The sequence below is a fragment of the Micromonospora sp. NPDC005087 genome (assembly GCF_042872965.1).
GTDB lineage: Bacteria > Actinomycetota > Actinomycetes > Mycobacteriales > Micromonosporaceae > Micromonospora.
This window is the reverse complement of the sequence record NZ_JBIALB010000006.1, coordinates 98157-118251: the sequence shown is the minus strand read 5'-3', so window position 1 is coordinate 118251 and position 20095 is coordinate 98157. Positions and strand designations below refer to the sequence as shown.

Sequence of the window (20095 nt, the reverse complement as noted above, 5' to 3'; positions counted from 1 at the left end):
ACGGCCCGAAGCATGATCGCCCTGCGCATCTACCGCCTGATGCCCCAGCCCGTACGCCGCGCCCTGCTAGGCATGCTGCCCGCGCACCGGCGGATGGGCCTCGTGCGCACGTTCTCCCGTCGGCGCGGTGCCGACACCGTGCATCCGCTGGGCGCCCACGTGCGGGTCTCCGACGGCGGCATCCGTACCCGCGCCGAGGTGGTCGCGAAGGCCACCCCCTTGCGGCAGTGGCACCGCAACCTCACCGCCGTCACCACCGCCCTGGAGTCGGCTGGCATCGAATACCACTGCATCCGCAACGACGACCACCTGCGCAGCACGGTCGCCGTCCTCGACGACCAGCGGGGGGCGGTGCGACGCCTGATCCGCTCCGCGCCGGCGCTGTCGGGCGCCCAGGTGCGGGTGGTGCAGGTCAAGCCCGGCCGGGACCAGCCGGACGCCGTGCCGACCGAGGTGTTCCAGGTCTGGTTCCCGGTGACCGACTTCCGCGCCGGCGTGGTCCTCGGCGTCCAGTTCGCGTGCGAGATCGAGTTTTGGAGCCGGCACGGGGACGTGGTCCGCGCGCCCCGGCGCAACGGCGTGGTCGACGAGGCGCCCGCCGAGGCGCAACGGGTCCGGGTCGCCGCGGCACTGCTGAGCCATTTCGTCCCCGAGGCCGACGACCACAGCTACGGCACCCGCCGCGACCTGGCTGTCCGGGCGCCGGACCGGGTGGGCTTCCCGATCGACGCCGTCTACACGTGGGTGGACGGGTCCGACCCGGAGTGGTTGCAGCGGAAGATGGCCGCACTCGGCACCCCCGATGGCCCGCTGCACGCGATCGCGGCAAACACGTCGCGCTACCACAACCGGGACGAGCTGCGGTACTCGATGCGCTCGCTGCACAGCTTCGCACCGTGGCTACGCCGGATTTTCCTGATCACCGACAGTCAGTTGCCCAGCTGGCTCGACCCGAGCCACCCGATGGTCACCGTCGTGTCGCACACCGACCTCTTCGCCGACCTCGGCGGTCGGTCGTCGTTCAACTCGCACGCCATCGAGTCCCGGCTGCACCGCATCGACGGTCTGGCCGAACATTTCCTCTACCTCAACGACGACGTCTTCCTCGGTCGGCCGCTGCCGCCGACGCACTTCGTCCACGCCAACGGGATCGCGAAGTTCTTCCTGTCACCGGCGCAGTTCGGGCTGGGCGAGGCGAAGCCGAGCGACCCGCCGGTGAAGGCTGCCGGCAAGAACAACCGCCGACACATCCAGCGGCAGTTCGGCGTCACGATCACGCAGAAGATGAAGCACACGCCATTCGTGCTCCGGCGCAGCATCATGCGGCAGATCGAGGTCACCCTGCAGGCGGACGTGACGGCCACCGCGCAGCACCGCTTCCGCCACCACGGCGACCTCTCGATCCCGTCGTCGTTGCACCAGTACTGGGCGTACCTCACCGCGCAGGCGGTCCCCGGCGACATCGAGTACGAGTACGCCGACCTCGGTCACCCCTCGACGCCCGCCCGCCTCACCGAGTTGCTCGCTCGTCGGCACCGCGACGTCTTCTGCCTCAACGACACCGACTCGGACCCGAACGCGTTCCAGGAGCAGGAGAGCATGCTGGCCGATTTCCTGCCGCGCTACCTGCCCTTCCCGGCCCCGTTCGAGCTGCCCGACGACGTGATCGCCGAACGCCGGAAGATCGGGGCCACCGACCTGTGGCGACAGGCTCGCGGTGCCGACCGGCGCGGCAGGCAGCTGGACGCGCCGACGACACCCGCACTCCGGGTCGGCAGGCATGCGGACGCGGCCGTGGTGCACAAACCCCGGGTCGGTCCCCGGCTGGACGCGCCCACCCTGCCCTCCGGCCGCATCGCTGCCGGCCGACCTGCCGACCACCAGGCGGAGGAGCGCCGTCGGGGACCGGACCTTCCGCCGCGTTAGGGGCGGTGTCGCGGTCCCCGCTCAGCGGGCCCGGTTGCGGATGCTGCCCCGCTCGAACTGACTGGGCACGGGGAAGTAGCTCTCGAGGAAGGTCATGACGATCCGGCCCTGCTCCTCGGCGTCGAGCTGACCGTGGTGGGTGTCGTTGAGGCAGAACGAGTCGTAGCCCCGGGTCGTCATGATCTGGGTCAGCTGCGGGTGCTCCAACGGCTCGCCGGTGTTGACGTAGCTCATCCGGATGCTGCCCGGCACGGACCGCCCGGTCAGGTAGCCGACGTAGTGATGCAGCGAGGACGCGACCGAGACGTCGGAGTGGGACCGCAGCTGGGACGCGGCGGTGAGCTTCACCTCGTCGGCGAACTGCCGATCCAGCTCGTTGCCGACGCTGCGGGTCATCGCGTACGGCGCGTGCAGCAGGCCATGGGTCAGCGTACGACCGAACGCGTTCCGGATCAGCTGGCGGTTGTTCTTGGCCGCGCTGAAGTTGAAGTCGTCCTCCGCGTCGACGTCGAGCATCGGAATCGGCGTCGGCGAGAGGAAGAACCTCGCCCGGCCGGTCGGATCGAAGAACACCGTCGGCCGGATCGGGCGGCCCAGGAAGAAGTCGTCGTTGAAGTAGATGAAGTGCTCGGCGAGGCCGTCGATGTGGTGCAGTTGCGACTCGATGGCGTGTGAGTTGAACGTCGGCAGGATGCCGCGTCCACCGAACAGCTCGCGGTGATCCACGACGCTGACCCGGGGGTGGTCGGTGTCGAGCCAGGTCGGGGTCTGCCCCGCCGTCACCACGTAGATGTTGCGCACCCACGGGGCGTACATGTCGATGGAGCGCAACGAGTATCGCAGCTCATCCCGATCCCGGAAACGGGCCGACCCGTCCGCCGCCGCGAGCGGGTCGCGCCCCAGCTCCGCGAGGACGCGGTCCTTGGCCGCGCGCCACTGCGGGTCGTCCCCGTCCACCCAGGTGTAGACGACATCGACCGGGAAGTCCAGGTCGGAGATCAGCCGGTGGTTGAAAGGCTCGATGGTGGGATGCTGCCGCCCCCGCACCGTCAGGGTGGCCGGTGTCATGGCCGCCACCGGGACGCTCGGGCCGAGCAGTGTGGTGCGGGTGGCGACCAGCGCCGAGCCGTCCTGCGACGGGGTCCAGAACTCGAGGTCACAGCCGAGCGCGGGCCCGTACCGGAGGGTCCGCGACGACGACACCACCGGCCGGAACAGCCGCAGGCCGACGGCCTCGGCGGCCCGGCTCTCGGCGGTCAGGCACGCGGCGAGGGTCACGGCCGTGACCTTGGCGTCGGTGGTGAGGGTCTCGGCGTAGAAGGGCGCGGCGGAGAACTCCTCCGCGAGGGCGGCGAGCACCGCGTCGCGATGCTCCAGGGCGACCACCACCCGGTGTCGGATGCCGTGGTCGCGCGGCACCCAGTAGGGAATGGCCTGTCTCCAGAGGAGATCGGTCACCGCGGTGAAGTTGGCGTGGGCGGCGTCAGCGGGCGTCAGGTCGTCCCGGACGACGCTGAGGCGGCCGCCGGAGCGGACCAATCCCGCGACCGTCTCCTGGATACGCCCCTCGATGGTCGCCACGTCGGGCCCGCTGGTGATCTGGCCGGGGAGGGAGGCTGCGGGAGCGAAGCCGGATCCGCCGGTGCGTCCGACCCACGCGGCGAGCCGGTCGGCGCCGGCCGATTCGTTGTCAGCGCGCGCCGCGATCAGCTCCGCGAAGAGCTCCTCCCAGCGCCGCATGATCGGCTCGATGCGGTAGTCCTCGGCGGCGCGCAGCGCGCCGGCCCCGAAGTCCTGCCGCAGCCGCTCGTCCGCGATGAGTCTCATCATCGCGTCGGCCAGACCGTCGATGTCGCCGGAGCTGACCAGGAAGCCGTTCTCGCCGTGGGTGATGATCTCCGCTGGTCCGGTCACGATGTCGTACGCCACCGCGGGGACGCCGGCCGCGAACGCCTCCAGCAGCACCAGCGGGAGCGCCTCACCGTCGCGCGAGGACAGCAGCGCGATGCTGGTCTTCGACCACTCCTCGACCATCCGGCCGGTCGGCCCGAGCACCTGCACTTTGTCACTCAGACCGAGGTCGGCGGCCAGGCTGCGCATCTCCGCGAGCAGTGGACCGCCGCCGAAGACCCGTAGCGTCCAGTCCGGATACCTGTCGGCGACCGTGCGGAAGGCGCGGATGGCGTGGTCGATGCGCTTCTCCGACACCATCCGACCCGCCACGCTCACCACCGGGTTGCGGAGGCTGGACCGGGGCCGGAACCCGTCGGGAATGCTGTTCGGGATGACCTCGATCCGCGGGCAGGACGTCGCGAAGGTGTCGACGAACCAGTCCCGGGTGCGATCGGTCAGCACCACCAGCGCGTCCAGTCGCGGCGCGAACTGGAACAGCGGCTCGCCGGTCCCGCCCCGCAACTGCGACGGCCGGTGCTCCTGGTGCACCGTGACCACGGAGGGCGGCGCGAGCGTGACGGCCATGGCCATCAGCGCCGGCGAGGAGGAGACGAGTACGTCGGTGTCGAGCGACCGCAGCGCACGGTCGATCTCCAGGTCGGCGAGGCGGCTGCCCTGCTTCTCCCAACGAGCCGGCATCAACCGGCTCCGGCTGCGGTACAGCGCCTCGTACGTCTCGTCGTCGACGCTCGACGGTCGGGTCGGTCGCGGCGTCGGGCCGGTCAGGTCGACGAGGTAGCGCATCCGCACCCGCTCGTCGGCCTGGAAGAAGCCCTCGTCGCTGGTGCGGTAGACGCTGATCACCTCGACCGTGTGCCGCCGCGAGAGGTGATCGGCCTGGGTGAGGATGGCGCGTTCCGTGCCGCCCATGGCATCGGCGGTCAGCAGGAGGAAGGTGATCTTCAACTCGGTGTCCCCGTGAAACGTGTGAAGCGGAGGCAGGCCACCGCCAGATTGCCGGCTGCGGTGTAGTACGGGCGGTAACCAACGAACTGGTCGCCGTCCAGCGGCAGGACGGCCCGGCTGACGCGGAGGACCGTACGTGGGTCGGTGAGGTCGTGCAGGAACCGGCCGAGCCGGACCACCCGGGTCGCGGAGGTGCGCACCCACGCCTCCCAGATGACCTCCTCGCCCGGCCGGTCCGGCGCCAGGTCGGCGAGGGGTACGACGAACTCGAAGCCGTCGTCGACCGGTGCGATGGGCACGACCACGTCGGCGCCACCGCCCCGCGGCGTGAAGACCACCGCCGGAGCGTCCTGCGGCCGTACGCCGACGAACCGGGCCCGGATCCGGGCCTCGGCGTGGCCGGTCGCGAGCTGGACCACCTCGGCCCGGGCGCGCGCGCCGGTGACCGTGAGCTGGGCGAGCCCGTCGCCGCTGCGCCCCGGCCGGTACAGCCACCCGGACACCGGGTGCGGCGGGTTGCCCACGGTCGGTCCGTCCCGCTCCGGGGTCTCGTCGACCGTCAGGGAGAAGCGACGCTCACCTGCCGCGCCGGCGTCCACCGCGAGCCCCACCGACCAGGTGCCCTTGCCCAGCGCGATCTCGTCGGCGGAGTCACCGAGACGGGCCACCACCTCCACGGCGAGCCGACCGTCCTCCCGCCGGACCGTCGCCGGGCAGCGGAGCGTGTCGCCCTCGCGAACGAAGAAGATCTCGGCCCGGTCGGCCGGGTCGGTGTCGGCCGGCAGCACCGCGTGCACGTGCAGCGTGCGCCCGTCGAGCACGGCGAAGAAGTCGCAGTCGGCCGGTGGCAGCCCGGCGACCGGGTCGTGCCGCAGGCGGATGACCCGCTCGACGAGCCGGTCGGTGACCAGACCGGCGCGGCGACGGGCACCGTGTACCGCCTGCAGCAGTCGGGGCTGTGCCAACCGGTTGGGCGGATTCATCGGACCCACCCGGGTTCGTCGCTCGCCGGGTCGACACCGCCGGGCGTGGGGGCCTGCCAGCTGGGAATCGCGGCGGCCTCCGGAAGGTACGTCGCCGCCCGGGCCGTCGCCGTCATCCTCGCCCGCTCCGCCTCGACCTCGGGCGGAAGCTCGAACGGCGCCCGGAACGGAAGGTACGCCGAAAGGAAGTCGGTCAGCATGGCGACCTGCTCGGAGAGGAGGACCTCGCCCGAGTCGGTGTCGTTGAGGCAGAACACGTCGCAGTGCCGCCGTGCCAGCAGGTTGGCCAGCTTCACCGGGGTAGACGGGTGGGCCAGGTCGGCGTACGTGTACCGGATCGACCCGGGCACCGCCTGGCCGGAGAAGAACGACCAGTAGTGCTGCAACGAGGACGGGATCGAGAGATCCTGCGGGTGCCGGAACTGATGCCCGGCGGTGCCCACCACCTCGGCCGGCAGGTGTCGCTCGATGTCCTCCAGCACGCTCTTGCGCAGCGGGTACGGGACGTGCCGCATCTTCTGCGTGATGGTGCGCCCGAACCGTTCCTCGAGGTGCTGGCGGTTGTTCTTGCCGGCTGCGGTCACCGGCGCGTCGTAGACGGTCGCCGGGCCGACGTCCAACTGGGCCGGCGACGGAAAGAACTTCGCGATGCCGTTGGCGTGGAAGAACGTGGTCGGGAGCAGCGGGCGCCCGAAGAACATGTCGTCGTTGACGTAGATGAAGTGCTCGCTGAGGCCCGGGATGAGGTGCAGCCGGGACTCGATGGCGTGCGAGTTGAAGGTCGGCAGCTGACCGGTGCCACCGAAGATCTCGCGGTGGCGCACGACCCGCACCATCGGGTGCTCGACGTCCAACCACGGCGGGACCTGGTCGTCGGTCACCAGGTAGATCTGCCGGACCCACGGCGCGAACGACACCACGGAGCGCAGCGAGTACCGCAGCTCGTCGCGGCTGGCGTAGCGGGAGGCGTGCGCGCCGACCAGATTGATCTCGGCCTGCCCGTGCTCGCGCAGGGCCGCGTTCTTCCGTGCCTGCCAGTCGCTGTCGTCACCGTCCACCCAGGTGTAGACGACGTCGATCGGGAAGGTGATGTGCTCGTGGCCGAGGCCGGCGAACTCGGCCCGGGTGCGGTAGGTGGCCGGCCCGCCAGCCGGCACGAAGCGGCTGAGCTGGGACGCCGGGACGCGGATCGTCTCGCCCGTCTCCGGCACGGCCGCCGCGACCTGGTTGCCGCGCGGCGCGACGAGGTCCGCCTCGGGCTTCTCCTGCGGCGACACCGTGCGCCAGAACTCGACCTCACAGGCGAAGGCACTGCCGAGAACGGTGTGGCCGAAGGGGTCGGTGACCGCGTGGAAGACCTGTGCGATCGCATCGGGGTGGTTGGCGCCGACCTCGCGGCGACCCGCGTCGATGAAGCGCAGGGTGACCCCGTCGGTCGACGTGGCCCGGCCGAGCACCTTGAGCACCGTCGCCCTGTGTTTGCGCGACACGGCGATCGCGCTGCGCAGGTCGTCGGCGTGACGCACGTGGAAACCGTCGATCCCGGCCTCGTCGAGCGCCCGGGTCACCAGGTCGAGGTTGCGCTGCCGGAGGGCCAGCGGCGTCGCCTCCTCGACGACCCGAGCATCCACCCGGAGGCCGTCGACATCCCGGACCTGACGCACCTCACCGGGCGCGGTCCGGGATCGGCGGACGGTGACCCGGGTCAGCCGACGGACGAGCCAGAGCTGCCGTTGGGGCGGCACGAGCTGGATGAGTCGCTCCCGGTACGCCTTCGGCACCATACGGTGTGGGCGCAGCATCATCCTCGACCGCCGTTCCGACGCGTACGCGCGTCATTCGCGATCCGGCGGCGCGGGCGGGCCGGGCCACTCCGTCCCGACCACGGAAGGGCAACGATCACCCTGCGTCCCACGCCTTGCCCCCGTTTCCTGTCGCCGACCGGTGAGCGGTCGACGTCGTCCCATCGCCTGTGCGGGCATGCCGCACGGGCGGCCGGCTCACCACGCCGGTCGCGCAGCGGAAAGGTACCAGTGCGATCTCCGCCCGAACACCCTCTCCTCACCTCGGGGTAACTGTCCGTTCGGATTACATCGGGCAAATGGTGCCTTTGCGATCCATGACGTTCCGTCGGTGCCGGTCGCGAACCGTCACTGGCCGGACGAGCAGGCCCGACCAGCTTCGGTGACCTGGTAGATCCGCACGTGGCCCTCCCGGTGGACCAGGGTCAGCCGGTCGCTGTCGTCGAGCCGCTCCTGCTCGTAGTTCGCCGGCCAACCCTTGTAGTCGCGGCCGCCCACCACCAGGTACTCGATGGCGAACCGGCGTACCGTGCAGCCCTGGTTCTTCGGCGCCTTCTTGTTGTTGACCAGCCAACTGAAGGCCCGCCACCGGTCGGTGTAGTTCTCCCGGCCCACCTTCTCGAGCGGCGGGATGCCGAACAGGGTGGGCGTGCCGTAGTCGGCGTAGGACCAGCTCATGAACTGCCGGTGCCGGTCGTACGCGACCACCTTGCCCGGCGGGGTGTGCTCGGCCAGCCACTCGAAGGCCCGGGGGTACTCCTGCCCGACCGGCGCCCGCTGCACCATCGCCTTCCGCAGCGGACGCCATGTGTCGGGCACCAGGGCGAGCGACGCCAAACTCAGCACCACGACCGAGGCCGCGACGGCGGCGGGGGCGGCGGATCCGCGCAGCGTCCCGGCGCGGGCGACGAGCCGCACGAGCAGCCACTGGACTCCCAACCCGATGACGATCGCGCCCGCCACGGTGAGCACCCCGTAGACCGGGAAGATCATCGCACGGGGTCGTTCGCTGTCGCCGTACCAGAGGCTGGCCAGGGCCCGCGCGGCCGACGAACCCGACGCGACGGTCCAGATCCCGACGAGCGTGAACAGCACGCCGGCCAGCAGCCACGGGCGGGCCCAGCGCACCTGCGGCAGCACCAGCGACAGGGGAGACGCGAGCAGACAGGCGATGGCGATCCAGAGGCCAACCTGAACGGCCAGCCCGTGGATCTGGACTTTGGAGCTGTCCGGCAACGGGTAGGCCCACAGCACGTAGCGTTGCGCATCGGTGACCCAGTACTCGATCGCCTTGCCCCACTGGCCGAGCAGGTCGGGCGGTTCGGTGATCCGCTCACCGCCGGCGCCCAGGATGACGCCGAGCAGGGGCACGAGCGAGACGAGGCCCGCGACGGCGGCCGCCCCGACGCCCGCCGCGCTGCGGCGCCAGGTCAGCGCCCCCCTCGCCACCAGGAGTACACCGAGCGCGAGAACGCCAACGAAGAGGACGTCGTACGAGTGCGTCATCACGATGCCGGCGCCCCCGAGACCGGCCAGCAGGCCGAGCCGTACCGGGTGTGGGCCGCGCAGAGCGAGTGCGAGCAGCAGGGCGACCCCACCGGCCAGGCAGGGAGCGGTCTGCTCGTTGACCCGGCCGGAGATCAGCGAGGTCCACATCGGGCCCAGGAAGACCGGGGCGGTGGCGGCGGCGGCCGCGATCACCGGTCCCCCGCGGAGGATCCGGACGGCGGCGTAGATGCCGGCGACCAGGGCGAGCGGCCCGATGACGATCGCCCACGCGGTCATCGTCGTGCTCATCAGCCCGCCGGACAGGTGGGTCGCCTGCGCCCAGGCGACGTTCTCCGCCAGCGGATAGAACTCGCACGAGGTGACCGTATCGGTCGAACCCGAACTGCACGCCGAGGTGATGTCGACACTGTTGGTGTCGAGAATGCGTCTCGCCATGTAGCCGTGGTTCATCGCGTCCCAGCCGGGAGTGGCGACGAGTCGCCCCACGATCGCCCAGCCGTACGCCACGCTCACCACCGACGGCACGGCGACCCCGATCAGGTCGGCGCGACGCGGCAGGACGGGCCGAATCCGGAGGCGCGACGCCAGTGAGCGGCGCTGGTCGTCGTTCGTGTGCTCGGCGCCGCGCTCGGCGGTCGGCCGCTGGTTGTCGGCGGTGCGCCGGCACAGCAGCCGGGAGAGCGCGACCGCGGCGCCGGCCACGAGCAGCTCCACGACGAGCGTCGCCAGGGCGCTGTCGGGAAGCCCGAGCGTGGGCAGCCAGGCCATCGTCAGCGCGATCAGGCCCAGAGTCAGGGCGGGGGCGGCCGCCCAGGCAACCCAGCGGTAGCGCCCCGGCGGAAGGGCGAAGCCGAGCAGCGCCCCAGGCACGACGGCCACGAGGAGGGCGATGAGTGTGGTCAAGATTTCTTACCTCCCGGTGGTTACCGCAGAGCGGCAGCGGCCGGAAGGTTACCGGAACAAGGGCCGGTGGGCGGTACCCACTGCCTGCCTGCCTGCCTGCCGGGCGTCGGCGCCGCCGTCGGGACGGGTCATGCCGCTGAGCCCGGAAGCCCCTCGATACGACGGTGGCCGGCCGCGCCCTCCCCGGCTGCGACCGACCACCGCGCTCTCGTGGCGCCCGGGCTCAGTACGAGTAGCCCGAGCTGCCGGCGTCGTTCGACCCGCTGTCCGCTGGCGGGGCGACCGCCTTCGGCGTCGAGGTGGGCAGGCAGCTGAGGTTCTTCTTGCCGTCCGGCTGGACCACGAACCAGGTGCCGCCGACGGCCTGGCCCTTCCACTGGCCGGGCTTCTTGTCACCGATGTAGCGGTACACCGGCCAGCCGCCGACAGTGAGCTGGCGGGTGCCGTCCTGCCGGGTCACGCTGCCGACCTTGTCGTCGGAGACGCCGGTGAGCTGCGCGTTGCCGTCGGTCAGCGCCGGCGGCCACACCTGCGCGCACTTGTCCACGCAGTTCGATGCGGGCGGGTCGGCGGTGTCCTTGTCGAAGCGGTACAGGATCCAGCCGTCCTGATCGGTGACCACCTTGCCCATCCGGGCGACCTTCTTGCCGATCAACTGCTCGGTCAGGTCGACGTCCGCGGGCGGCGGCGCGTCGGCGGGAGCCTCCGCGGACGCCGAGGCCTCGGGTTCAGCCGCCGCGGTGGGCTCGGCCGCGGCGACGGCGACCGGCTCGGCCGCGCTCGAGTTCGCCCCGTCGTAACCCGCAGGAGCGCAGGCCGTTAGTGCGACCATCGCGCTCGCGACGATGACGGTCCGCTTCATCTGTGCCACGTGCCCTCCTCATTCTTGGCAGTTCACCCATAGGTACGGCAGGAGAGCTGTCAAGGTTGAAGGAGTAACAGTGGTCAATTTCACGTGAATTGATTGAACCGATCCGGGTGCCCGTGCGTGTGCCCGAGCGCGGACCGCTCCGATGCAACGACGCATCGGCGCCGGCCATTGTCATAATGGCCGACGCCGATGCGGTACGCGAACCTACATGGGCACCGTGACCAGCGGACTGGCCACCCCGTTACCGTTCACCGACTGCACCTGGATCTGCTTGATGTCGGCGACCTGGGCCGACGTCGAAGCGCTCAACTCGAGGCCCTGCGGGCGAGTGTTGGTGCCGTAGCCGCCAGGCGGCACCGACCAGGTCGAGATGACCTCCGTGGTCGAGTTCTTCCGCTGCACCACCAGTCGGCAGATGAGCGGGCCGGGCAACCGCTGAAGGCTGAAGTTGATCCGGGTGCCGTAGTCCTTGGTGACCAGGAACATCGTCGTCTGCACACCCGTGGTCGGGTCGGTGGCGTCGACCTGGTCACCCTCCTCCTCGTTACCGCCGACCCCCGGGCCGGAAGGCGCCCCGGTCGGCGCACTCGTCGGCGGCTCGTTCCCCGGCGCGCTCAGCGTCGGCTCGGCGAGCACCCCCGGCGGTTCGTCGTCGGTGACGCTCACGAAACCGACCGCGGTCAGGCCACCGAAGACCACCACCGCCGCGGCGGTGGCGAGCAACTGGCGGAACCGGGTGCGTCGTCGATCGGCGCGGACCGCGACCAGCGTCCGGTCCAGCAGCGCCGGGTCGGTCGCGGCCTGCTCCAGCGCCATCATCGTCTCGCCGTCGATGCCGGAGAGGAGCCCGACGACCGGCACCATCGTCTCCAGCTCGGCCGCGCAGGCCCAGCAGGTGGCGAGATGCTCCTCGAACCGCTCGGTGTCCTGCTCGTCGAGGACGCCCAACGCGTACGCGGCGACGTCCATGTGGTCTGGCCGGCTCATTCTGTCACCCCCCGCTCCTGCAGAGCCGTGCGAAGCGCGCGCAGCGCGTAGTAGACCCGCGACTTGGCGGTGCCGAGTGGAAGCCCCAACTCCTCGGCGGCCTCCGGCACCGTCCGCCCCCGGAAGTACGTCGAGATCAGGATCTCGCGGTGCGACTGACTCAGCGTACGCAGGGCGTCCGCCACGGTCATCGTGCGCAGCACCCGGTCGGTGCTGTCCGCCTCGGCGAACGCGGTCAGGTCCCGGTCGTACGTTTCCGGCGGCCGGGCCTGCTCGCTGCGATGCTCGTCGATCGCGATACGGCGGGCCACGGTGACCAGCCAGGGCCGCAACGACCCCTGCCCCTGCGCGCCGAGGCGGTGCGCGTTGCGCCAGGCCCGCAGCAGCGTCTCCTGGACGATGTCCTCCGCGCGCTGCCGGTCCCCCCCGGTGAGCCGCATGACGAACATCAGCAACGGACCGGCGTGCTCCGCGTAGAGCAGCCGGATCAACTGGTCGGAGTGGCTCGCCTCGGTTGACGTCGCCTGATGGCGCCCGGGCGCCGGTCGCGGCGTCACCGGACCATTCTGGCGAGCGGGCGGTCGTCCGTCGACCCCCCGGGCAGACGAGGTCGGCCGCGACGAGGGACGTGCGGACATCCAGTCCACGCGAATCGCGTCGCCATGCCAACCGGCCGCCACCGCATGCATGCAGACCTCCGGGGTGTCTGTTGACCAACGCCGCCCACCAGGCGGGCCGCCCGGTGGTACGCAGCGCCGCCCCGAGCGGATCAACAAACCGCGAAAAAAGTTCTGCGCTGCCGCTCGGCGGACAGATCAGCGGCGGACGGAGAACAGGCCCGGCGGTGGCGGGTCGGAGCCGGTGGCGTCGGCGTCCCGCACCACCGGAGCACCACCGGCGAAGCGGTCCAGCTCGTCGCCGGCCACCACCCGGCCGGGAAACCAGTCGCCGGCCGCCCGCCGCGTCAGCTCGGCCACCGGAGGCGTGGTCCGCCCGGCGACCAGGACGAGGTTGCCGTACCGACGGCCGCGCAGCACGGCCGCGTCCCCGACCAGGCAGGCCCGGGGCAGCACCGAGCGGACCGTGGCGACCTGCCCGCGGGCGTGCCGCAGCGGCGGGCCGTCCGCGAGGTTCGCCAGGTACCAGCCAGCCGGCCGGAGCACCCGGGCCACCTCGGCCGCGTACTCCACCGAGGTGAGGTGAGCCGGGGTGCGAGCGCCGGCGAAGACGTCGGCGACCACCACGTCGTAGCTGGCGTCCCGGGTGGCGGCCAGCACGGCGCGGGCGTCCTCGACCCGGACCCGCAGCCGGGCATCGGCCGGCCAGGGCAGCGCCCGGCGGACCAGCTCCACCAACGCGCCGTCCACCTCGGACACCCGCTGCGTGGAGCCGGGCCGGGTGGCGGAGACGTACCGGGGCAGGGTCAACGCGCCACCACCGAGGTGCAGCACCCGCAGCGGCTCGCCGGTGGGCGCGATCAGGTCGATCGCCGCGGCCAGCCGCCGGACGTACTCGAACTCCAGGTGGGTGGGGTCGTTCAGGTCGACGTGCGACTGCGGGGCGCCGTCCAGCAGCAGCGTCCACGAACCGGGCCGGTCCGGATCCGGGATCAGCTCGGCCTGCCCGGTGTCCACCTGCTCGACCACCCGGTCACCCGCCCGCTTGCGTCCCATCCCGACCAGTATCCGCGGTCAGCGGCCCGCTCGGGCCGCGGCCGTCAGCGCACGGTGCAACAACCGGGAGTCGCCGAGCAGGGCCCGCAGCCGGCGCTCCAGGCCGGCGATCGGGATCAGGTTCTGCGGGGCCCGTGGGTCCTTGTACGGGGTGGAGGCGAACCGGGGCAGGGTGACCAGCGACAGGTCGGCCAGCTCGATCGCCGCCTCGACGGGCAGGTCGGCGGAGCACTCCACCCGGACGATGCCGGCCCACGGCGCGCCGACAGCCACCGGCAGCCGCAGATACCACGACCAGCCGCCCCACGCCGTGCCGAGCCGGAACACGGGCGAACGTTCACCCGGCGCCAGGGTGGTCACCACCGCGGTCAGCCGGGCTTCCAGGTACTGGCTGTGCTGGGTCTTGATGTAACCGAGTGTGCGCGGCAACTGCCGCCGGCTGCGCAACGGGCCGTCCACCACCAGCAGATCGCCGTCGACCCGGGCGGCGTCGGAGACCGCCACCTCCAGCGCGGTCAGCGGGCCCTGCACGGCAGCCGGCAACTTGGCCAGCTCACCGGTGCCGCCCACCCGGTGCACCGGGTAGCGGATCGCCCCCGCCACCACGTCCTGCGCCGACGGGCTCGCGGTGAACAGGCCCCGGCCCACCCGGGCGCCGGCCAGCTGCGCCGCACCCCGGCCCAGGTCGCAGCGGACCACCCCCGCCGCGTACGAGGCGGCCAACCCGGGGAACGACCCCCCGTCGGCCTCGGCCGTCCAGATGCTCGCGTCGATCCGGCGTACCCCGTCAACCAGCAGCACCACGTCCGGCGCCCGCACTCCCGGCCGTACCCCGATCGCCCGCCAGTCCACGGCCGGCAGCTCCACGTCCGCGTCGACCTGCGCGCTGCTCGGCGTGGCCGGCCCGGCGGCGGACGCCTCGAACGACGCACCGTACGCCGGGTCCCACGAGTCGACGAAGAACGCGGCGTCGGTCACGGAGTCGCGCCTTCGTTCGCGACTGCGGGGCTCCGCTGCGCTGCACTCCTCGCGCTCACCGGCCGGTCCGTTCCACGCGCGCCGAGCGGGCATCCTTGCGCACCTCGAACCGGACCGGGATCCGTTCGGCCAGCGCCGGCACGTGGGTGACCACGCCGACCATCCGGTCGCCCCGGGCGGCCAGGTTTTCCAGGGTGGCCGCCACCGTGTCCAGGGTGGCCGCGTCCAGCGTGCCGAAGCCCTCGTCCAGGACGATCGACTCCAGGGTCGCCGCCGTGGTCGACATCCCGGCCAGCTGCTCGGAGAGCGCGAGCGCCAACGCCAGCGACGCCTGGAACGTCTCGCCGCCGGAGAGCGTGCGCACGCCCCGGCGCAGCCCGGCATCGTGGTGGTCGACCACGAAGAACTCACCCTTGTCGTGCACCAGCTCGTACTGCCCGCCGGAGAGCTCCCGCAGGATGCCCGACGCACCGTCGACCAGCAGGTCCAACGCCTCGGCCAGCAGCCACCGTTCGAAGTTGTTGGCCCGCAGATGCCCGGCCAGCGCGCGGGCCACCTGAGCCTCCCGCTCGTGACCGGCGCGCTGCTCGCGCAGAGTCCCGGCCTGCTCGCGGCGTTCCCGAAGCCGACGCCGGTCGGCCTCGGCCCGCTCCACCGCCACGGTCGCGGCGTGCACCGGATCGTCCGCGACCGGCACGTCCGCGGCGGCGAAGATGCCGGCGATGCTCCGCTGCACCGCGTCGGCCGCCCCCTCGGCCTCGGCGACCACGGCGGCCCGACCGGCCCGGTCGGCGCGGCGCCGGTCCGCCTCGGTGGCCGCCCAACCGGTCAGCGCCGCCCACGCGGCGGAGACGTCGTCCCGGTCGGTCGCGGGAGGGCCGAACCGGGCCAGCCCGTCCCGGATGGTGTCGAAGCCCCGCCAGGCCGCCCGCAGCCGCTCCTCGGCGGCGTCCACCCCGGCGCGGGCCGTTCGGGCCGCGTCCCGGCCGGCCCGAACGGCGGTCGCCGCCTCCTCCAGCGCGCGCCGCAGCCGGGCGTGCTCGGCCAACTCCCGGCGCAACACGGCCGGCTCGGCCGCCCCGGAGAGCTGCCCGGCCAGCTCGGCCAACCGGGCGTCCAGCTGCTCCTGCCGGGCCCGGGCCTGCACCAGCAGCCGTTCCAGGTCACGCGCCGCCGCGTCCCGCTGCTGCACGACCGCCTGGGCGGCCTTCGTTGCGGCCCGCGCCGCCTTGCCGGCCGCCGTGGCGGCGGCCACCGCCGAGTCGGCCGGCACCGCCGGCACCTCGGCCACCGGCTGCTCGCAGACCGGGCAGGCGGCGCCGGGATGCAGGTGCACCCGCAGGCCGACCGCCAGGTCGGTGGCCTTCGCCTCCTCGTGCGCCCGGAAGGCCGCCTCCAGCTCGGCCTCGGCCCGCTCGGCGTCGGCGCGGGCGGCTGCCAGCGACGCTACCGCCGCGGCGTGTTCGCCGTTCGCCGCGGTCACCGTCGCGCGGACCGTCTCGGCCTCGCCGGTCAGCCGGTCGCGGTCGTCGTACGCCCGCAGCAGCATCCGCAGCGCGCTTTCGTCCCCGGCGCCGGCGAGCTCGCCGCGAAGCTTCTCCTCCCGCTCCTCGGCCAGCGAGACGCCGGTGGCCGCCGCCTCGGCGTCGGCCCGTGCCATGGTCACGGCGAGGGCCACCTCGGCCACGCCGCCCGGCGCGCGCACCCCGGTCAGCACGGTGAGCTCGTCGTCGAGGGCGCTCAGCGCCGCCGCCGCCTCGCGCGCCGCGGCCCGGGCCGCCGCCAGCTCCGGCACAGCAGCGGTCACCGCGGCGGCCAGCTCGGTCATCCGGTCGACCCGGGCGTCGGCCTCGGCCAGCGCCTCGTCGTCCACGCCGGTGAGCCCGGCGAGCACCTGGTCGACCGCGTCCAGTCGGGCCTCCGCCTGCGCCGCGCGCGCGGTCGCCCGCTTCTGCACGTCCTCGTAGACGCCGAGGCCGAGCAGGTTGACCAGGATCTGCTGCCGGGTCGCCGGCTTGGCGTGCAGGAAGTCGGCGAACTGGCCCTGCGGCAGCACCACACAGCTGGTGAACTGCTCGTACGGCAGCCCGACCGCCTCCAGCACCGCCTGCTCCATCTCGGCGGGGGTGCCGGCCACCACCTCGCCGAGGTCCTCCGGGCTCAGGCCGGTGTCCAGCTTGGTCACGTCGAAGCCGGCCGGCATCAGCTGCAACCCGGCGTTCGCGGTCTTGACGTTGCCCCGGCCGTCCCGGCGCACCACCCGGGTGGCCACGTACCGGGCGCCGCCGGACTCGAAGACCAGCCGAACCCGGGCCTCCGTCGCCGACGGCGCGAGCGCGTTCGCCAGCCCCCGGGTGCCGCCCCAGCGGGGCACCGTGCCGTAGAGGGCGAAACAGATGGCGTCCAGCACGGTGGACTTGCCCGAGCCGGTCGGGCCGATCAGGGCGAAGAAGTCGGCGTCGGTGAAGTCGACGGTCGTCTCGTCCCGGAAGACCGTGAAACCGGCCATGTCCAGCCGCATCGGACGCATCAGTGCTCGACCTCCTCGAAGAGTTCGTCGAAGAGCTCCCGGACGCCCTCGTCGGCGTGCCCCCGGCTGTCCAGATAGTCGGCGAACAGCTCCCGGGGCGAGCGCCCGGAGCGTTGCGCGATGCGGGCGCCGCTGCCCGGCGCGGCGAGCAGCTCCGGGTCGATCCGGATCTCCAGGGCACGGGGAAGCAGCTCCTGGACCTCTTCGCGGAGGCCGGCGCGGGGCTGCTCCCGCACGTACACCCGTAGCCAGGCGTCCGGCGCCTCGATCTCGGCGAGCTGGGCCAGGGTGCCCCGCACGGTGCGCAGCGCGCTCGCCGCGGTCACCGGCACCTCGCGGACCCGGGCCGCGGTGCTCGCCGTCACCTCGACCACGGTCACGGAGGGGACGTTCTCCTGCTCGCCGAAGTCGACCGCGAGCGGACTGCCGCTGTAGCGCACCGGGCAGGGGCCGATGACCCGCTGCGCCCGGTGCAGGTGGCCCAGCGCCACGTAGTGCGCGGTGGCCGGGAAGACGGTGGCCGGCACGGCGTAGCCGAGCACGGTGTGCGCGTCCCGCTCGCCGCCGCCGGTGGTCGCGCCGGTCACCGTCAGGTGCGCGGTGACCAGGTGCACCCGGTCCGGCTCGGTGAAGCCCTCCGTGAGTCGACCCAGCACCCGTCCCAGGTGGTCGGCGTACGTCTGGTTGGCCTCGGCGGCGGTCAGCTCGTACATCTCCAGCGCGCGCACCGCGTACCGCTGGGACAGGAACGGCAGCGCGGCCAACTGCCACCGCTCGCCGCCGGCGGTGGTGCCGTCGATCACGTGCTCGTCCGGGTTTTCCCGTACCCCGCCGCGCAGCGTGATCCCGGCAGCCTCCGCCCACGGCCGCAGCGCGTCCAGCGCCGGGCCGTTGTCGTGGTTGCCGCCGATCGCGACCACGTCCGCGCCGGTGCGGCGCAGCGCGGTCAGCGCCCGGGTGACCAGCCGGGTGGCCTCGGAGGTGGGCGCGGCCGTGTCGTAGAGGTCACCGGCGACGATGACCAGATCCGGCTGCTCGGCTATCGCGATGTCGATCACCCCGGCCAGCACGGCCTTGTGTTCCTCGGCCCGGGACTGCCCCTTGAGCACCTTGCCGACGTGCCAGTCCGAGGTGTGCAGGATCTTCATGGCTGCGCTGGCCCCCCTAGAACGGGATGTCGTCGTCGGTGCCGCCGCCGGAGCCCACGACGGCGAACGGGTCGGCGGACTGGGTGATCGAGCGCAGCGTCTCCGATGGCGCGCGGCCCGCCTCGGAGACCCGGGTGGCCCAGGCCGGGAACGGGAACTCCAGACAGAGCGGCACGGGGATGTCGGGCTGGTTGACGAACATGGTGCCCGGCTTGGCCAGCAGCGCCCGTTGCCGCTGCGCCGGCGGCAGGAAACCGTACTCCGGGCGGGAGGCCTCGGCCGGGTCGAGCCGGCCGACCACCCGGATCGCCGAGTTGGTGACGATCCGCCGCTCCACCTCGCTCGCCGTCTGCTGGGCGCCGATCAGGATCACGCCGAGCGAGCGGCCCCGCTCGGCGATGTCCAGCAGCACCTCCTTGATCGGCGAGGAGCCCTCGCGGGGGGCGTACTTGTTGAGCTCGTCGAGGACGACGAAGAGCAGCGGCTTGGCGGTTCCGGACTTCTCCTTGCGCTCGAACTCGCTCTTGAGCGTCACACCGACCACGAACCGCTGGGCGCGGTCCGGAAGGTTGTGCAGGTCGACCACGGTGACCTGCGCCGACTCGCTCGTGTTGATCGAGTGCGGGCGGCGGGTGGCGAGGTCGCCGCGGATCAGCCGGGCGAGGTCCTTCTTGCTGCCGATCAACCGCCTCGCGAACGCGTTGACGGTGCCCAGACCGACCGCGCTGCCAGCCCAGTCGGAGCGGGTCTCGTCGTCGTTGAGCTGGTCGACGATGTGGTCGACCAAGTCGCCGTAGGAGCCGAGCCGGACCCCGTCGATGCTCACCCCGCCGTCGGCGGGCTGGGCGTAGCGGGCCAGGTGCGCGGTGACCGAGTGGACCACCATCGTGTACTGCTGGCGCTCGTCGTCGGCGTCGGCGAAGACGTACGGCAGCAGCCGGTCGGCGCAGAACTCGCTCAGCGTCCAGTAGAAGGCGTCGACGCCGGTGAGCCGGCTGCTCACGTCCGGAGTGCCGGCCGAGTCGCCGACCCGGGGCGGGGCGTACACCCGGACGTCGGGGAACGCGCCGGCGGTCAGCCCGAGCTTCGCGTACGCCGCGCGGGTGGGCTCGTCGAGCCGGGTGTTGGGATGGTCGAGGAAGAGCAGGTCCTCGCCCTTGACGTTGAAGATCAGCGCCTTGGCGTTGACCGCGTCGCCGCCCAGCACCCCGGAACGGAAGACCGAGTAGAGCAGGAAGGTGGCGAAGCTGGTCTTGGTGGCCACGCCGGAGATGCCGGAGATGGAGACGTGCGCGCCCCGGCTGCCGTCGAGGAAGTCGGCGTTGAGGTAGACCGGCACCCCGTCGCGACCCATCCCCATCGGGATGCGCCGCTCCATCCGGTCGAAGTGCAGCGCCCGGGCGCGGGCGTCGCCCTCGGCCCGGTGCACCACCGCCCCCGGGGTCGGCGGCACGTAGAACTCCGGGTCGACCCGGGTGGTGGTCACCTCGGCCGCCTCCTGCACCTGCGCGGGCAGCGTGCCGTCGGCGATGGCGAAGACGTCGGAGTCGAACTGGGCGCCCTCGTGCCGGGCCCGGACCTGGGTGACCACCCCGGCGATCGTCACCGGCTCGCGGTCGGGCAGCTCACGCCGCGTCACCACCACGTCGTCGAGCTGGAGGTAGCTGCCGGGGGCCACGGCCGTCCAGAACTGCAACGGGGTGGCGTCGGCGGTGCCCAGCACCCGGCCGACCGGCTCGCCCGGGGTGTCGAGGCCGGCGTCGGTCATCGGGCGACTCGGGTCGGTCGGGCATCACGGTCGGCGCGCATGAGGTGCATCCTGCCCGAGGAGTACGACAGGTTGCCACGCGACGCGGCGGACGACACCATCGCCAGTCAGGCACGCGACGCTGGGTGCCGGGTCAGCGACGGGCCGTTGCCGACCCG

Annotated in this window: 13 protein-coding genes; 1 reads left to right on the top strand and 12 read right to left on the bottom strand. The window is 72.5% G+C overall.

Annotated features, from left to right (window positions below):
• The first annotated feature begins 12 nt into the window (after window positions 1–12).
• Entirely contained in the window at window positions 13–1926 is a 1914-nt protein-coding gene (locus tag ACFYPS_RS16470) for a stealth family protein (protein ID WP_354963073.1), read from the top strand.
• A gap of 21 nt (window positions 1927–1947) precedes the next feature.
• On the opposite strand, the gene ACFYPS_RS16465 is transcribed toward ACFYPS_RS16470, so the two are convergent.
• The 12 genes from ACFYPS_RS16465 to ACFYPS_RS16410 all read right to left on the bottom strand — a co-directional run bounded on the left by ACFYPS_RS16465 (window position 1948) and on the right by ACFYPS_RS16410 (window position 19937).
• Window positions 1948–4785 carry a stealth conserved region 3 domain-containing protein gene (locus ACFYPS_RS16465; protein WP_354963072.1) on the bottom strand — a complete coding sequence of 946 codons (2838 nt, stop codon included), beginning with the start codon at window positions 4783–4785 and terminating at the stop codon, window positions 1948–1950.
• Window positions 4782–5768 (bottom strand): hypothetical protein, encoded by a 987-nt coding sequence (locus ACFYPS_RS16460; protein ID WP_387325265.1) that lies wholly within the window; start codon window positions 5766–5768, stop codon window positions 4782–4784. The genes ACFYPS_RS16465 and ACFYPS_RS16460 overlap by 4 nt, the downstream gene beginning before the upstream one ends.
• Window positions 5765–7570 carry a stealth family protein gene (locus ACFYPS_RS16455; protein WP_354963070.1) on the bottom strand — a complete coding sequence of 602 codons (1806 nt, stop codon included), beginning with the start codon at window positions 7568–7570 and terminating at the stop codon, window positions 5765–5767. The genes ACFYPS_RS16460 and ACFYPS_RS16455 overlap by 4 nt, the downstream gene beginning before the upstream one ends.
• A gap of 348 nt (window positions 7571–7918) precedes the next feature.
• The gene (locus ACFYPS_RS16450) at window positions 7919–9982 is read right to left on the bottom strand and encodes a DUF6541 family protein (protein WP_354963069.1); all 2064 of its coding nucleotides are present in this window, start codon (window positions 9980–9982) and stop codon (window positions 7919–7921) included.
• Window positions 9983–10205: 223 nt separating this feature from the next.
• Window positions 10206–10853 (bottom strand): hypothetical protein, encoded by a 648-nt coding sequence (locus tag ACFYPS_RS16445; RefSeq protein ID WP_354963068.1) that lies wholly within the window; start codon window positions 10851–10853, stop codon window positions 10206–10208.
• Window positions 10854–11057: 204 nt separating this feature from the next.
• Window positions 11058–11840: an anti-sigma factor family protein gene (locus ACFYPS_RS16440; RefSeq protein ID WP_387325262.1), complete on the bottom strand. Its 783-nt coding sequence runs from the start codon at window positions 11838–11840 to the stop codon at window positions 11058–11060.
• Complete coding sequence (locus ACFYPS_RS16435; RefSeq protein WP_354963066.1) at window positions 11837–12529, bottom strand: sigma-70 family RNA polymerase sigma factor; 693 nt, start codon at window positions 12527–12529, stop codon at window positions 11837–11839. The genes ACFYPS_RS16440 and ACFYPS_RS16435 overlap by 4 nt, the downstream gene beginning before the upstream one ends.
• Window positions 12530–12655: 126 nt before the next feature.
• Window positions 12656–13513, bottom strand: coding sequence for a fused MFS/spermidine synthase (locus ACFYPS_RS16430; protein WP_354963065.1), 858 nt, complete (start codon window positions 13511–13513; stop codon window positions 12656–12658).
• Window positions 13514–13531: 18 nt separating this feature from the next.
• Window positions 13532–14491, bottom strand: coding sequence for a hypothetical protein (locus tag ACFYPS_RS16425; RefSeq protein ID WP_354963064.1), 960 nt, complete (start codon window positions 14489–14491; stop codon window positions 13532–13534).
• Window positions 14492–14546: 55 nt separating this feature from the next.
• A complete protein-coding gene (locus ACFYPS_RS16420; RefSeq protein WP_354963063.1) occupies window positions 14547–17021 on the bottom strand; it encodes an SMC family ATPase in 2475 nt (824 codons plus the stop codon).
• Window positions 17021–18169 (bottom strand): exonuclease SbcCD subunit D, encoded by a 1149-nt coding sequence (locus ACFYPS_RS16415; protein ID WP_354963062.1) that lies wholly within the window; start codon window positions 18167–18169, stop codon window positions 17021–17023. The genes ACFYPS_RS16420 and ACFYPS_RS16415 overlap by 1 nt, the downstream gene beginning before the upstream one ends.
• Before the next feature lie 16 nt (window positions 18170–18185).
• A complete protein-coding gene (locus ACFYPS_RS16410) occupies window positions 18186–19937 on the bottom strand; it encodes an ATP-binding protein (RefSeq protein ID WP_089017047.1) in 1752 nt (583 codons plus the stop codon).
• Window positions 19938–20095: the final 158 nt, after the last annotated feature.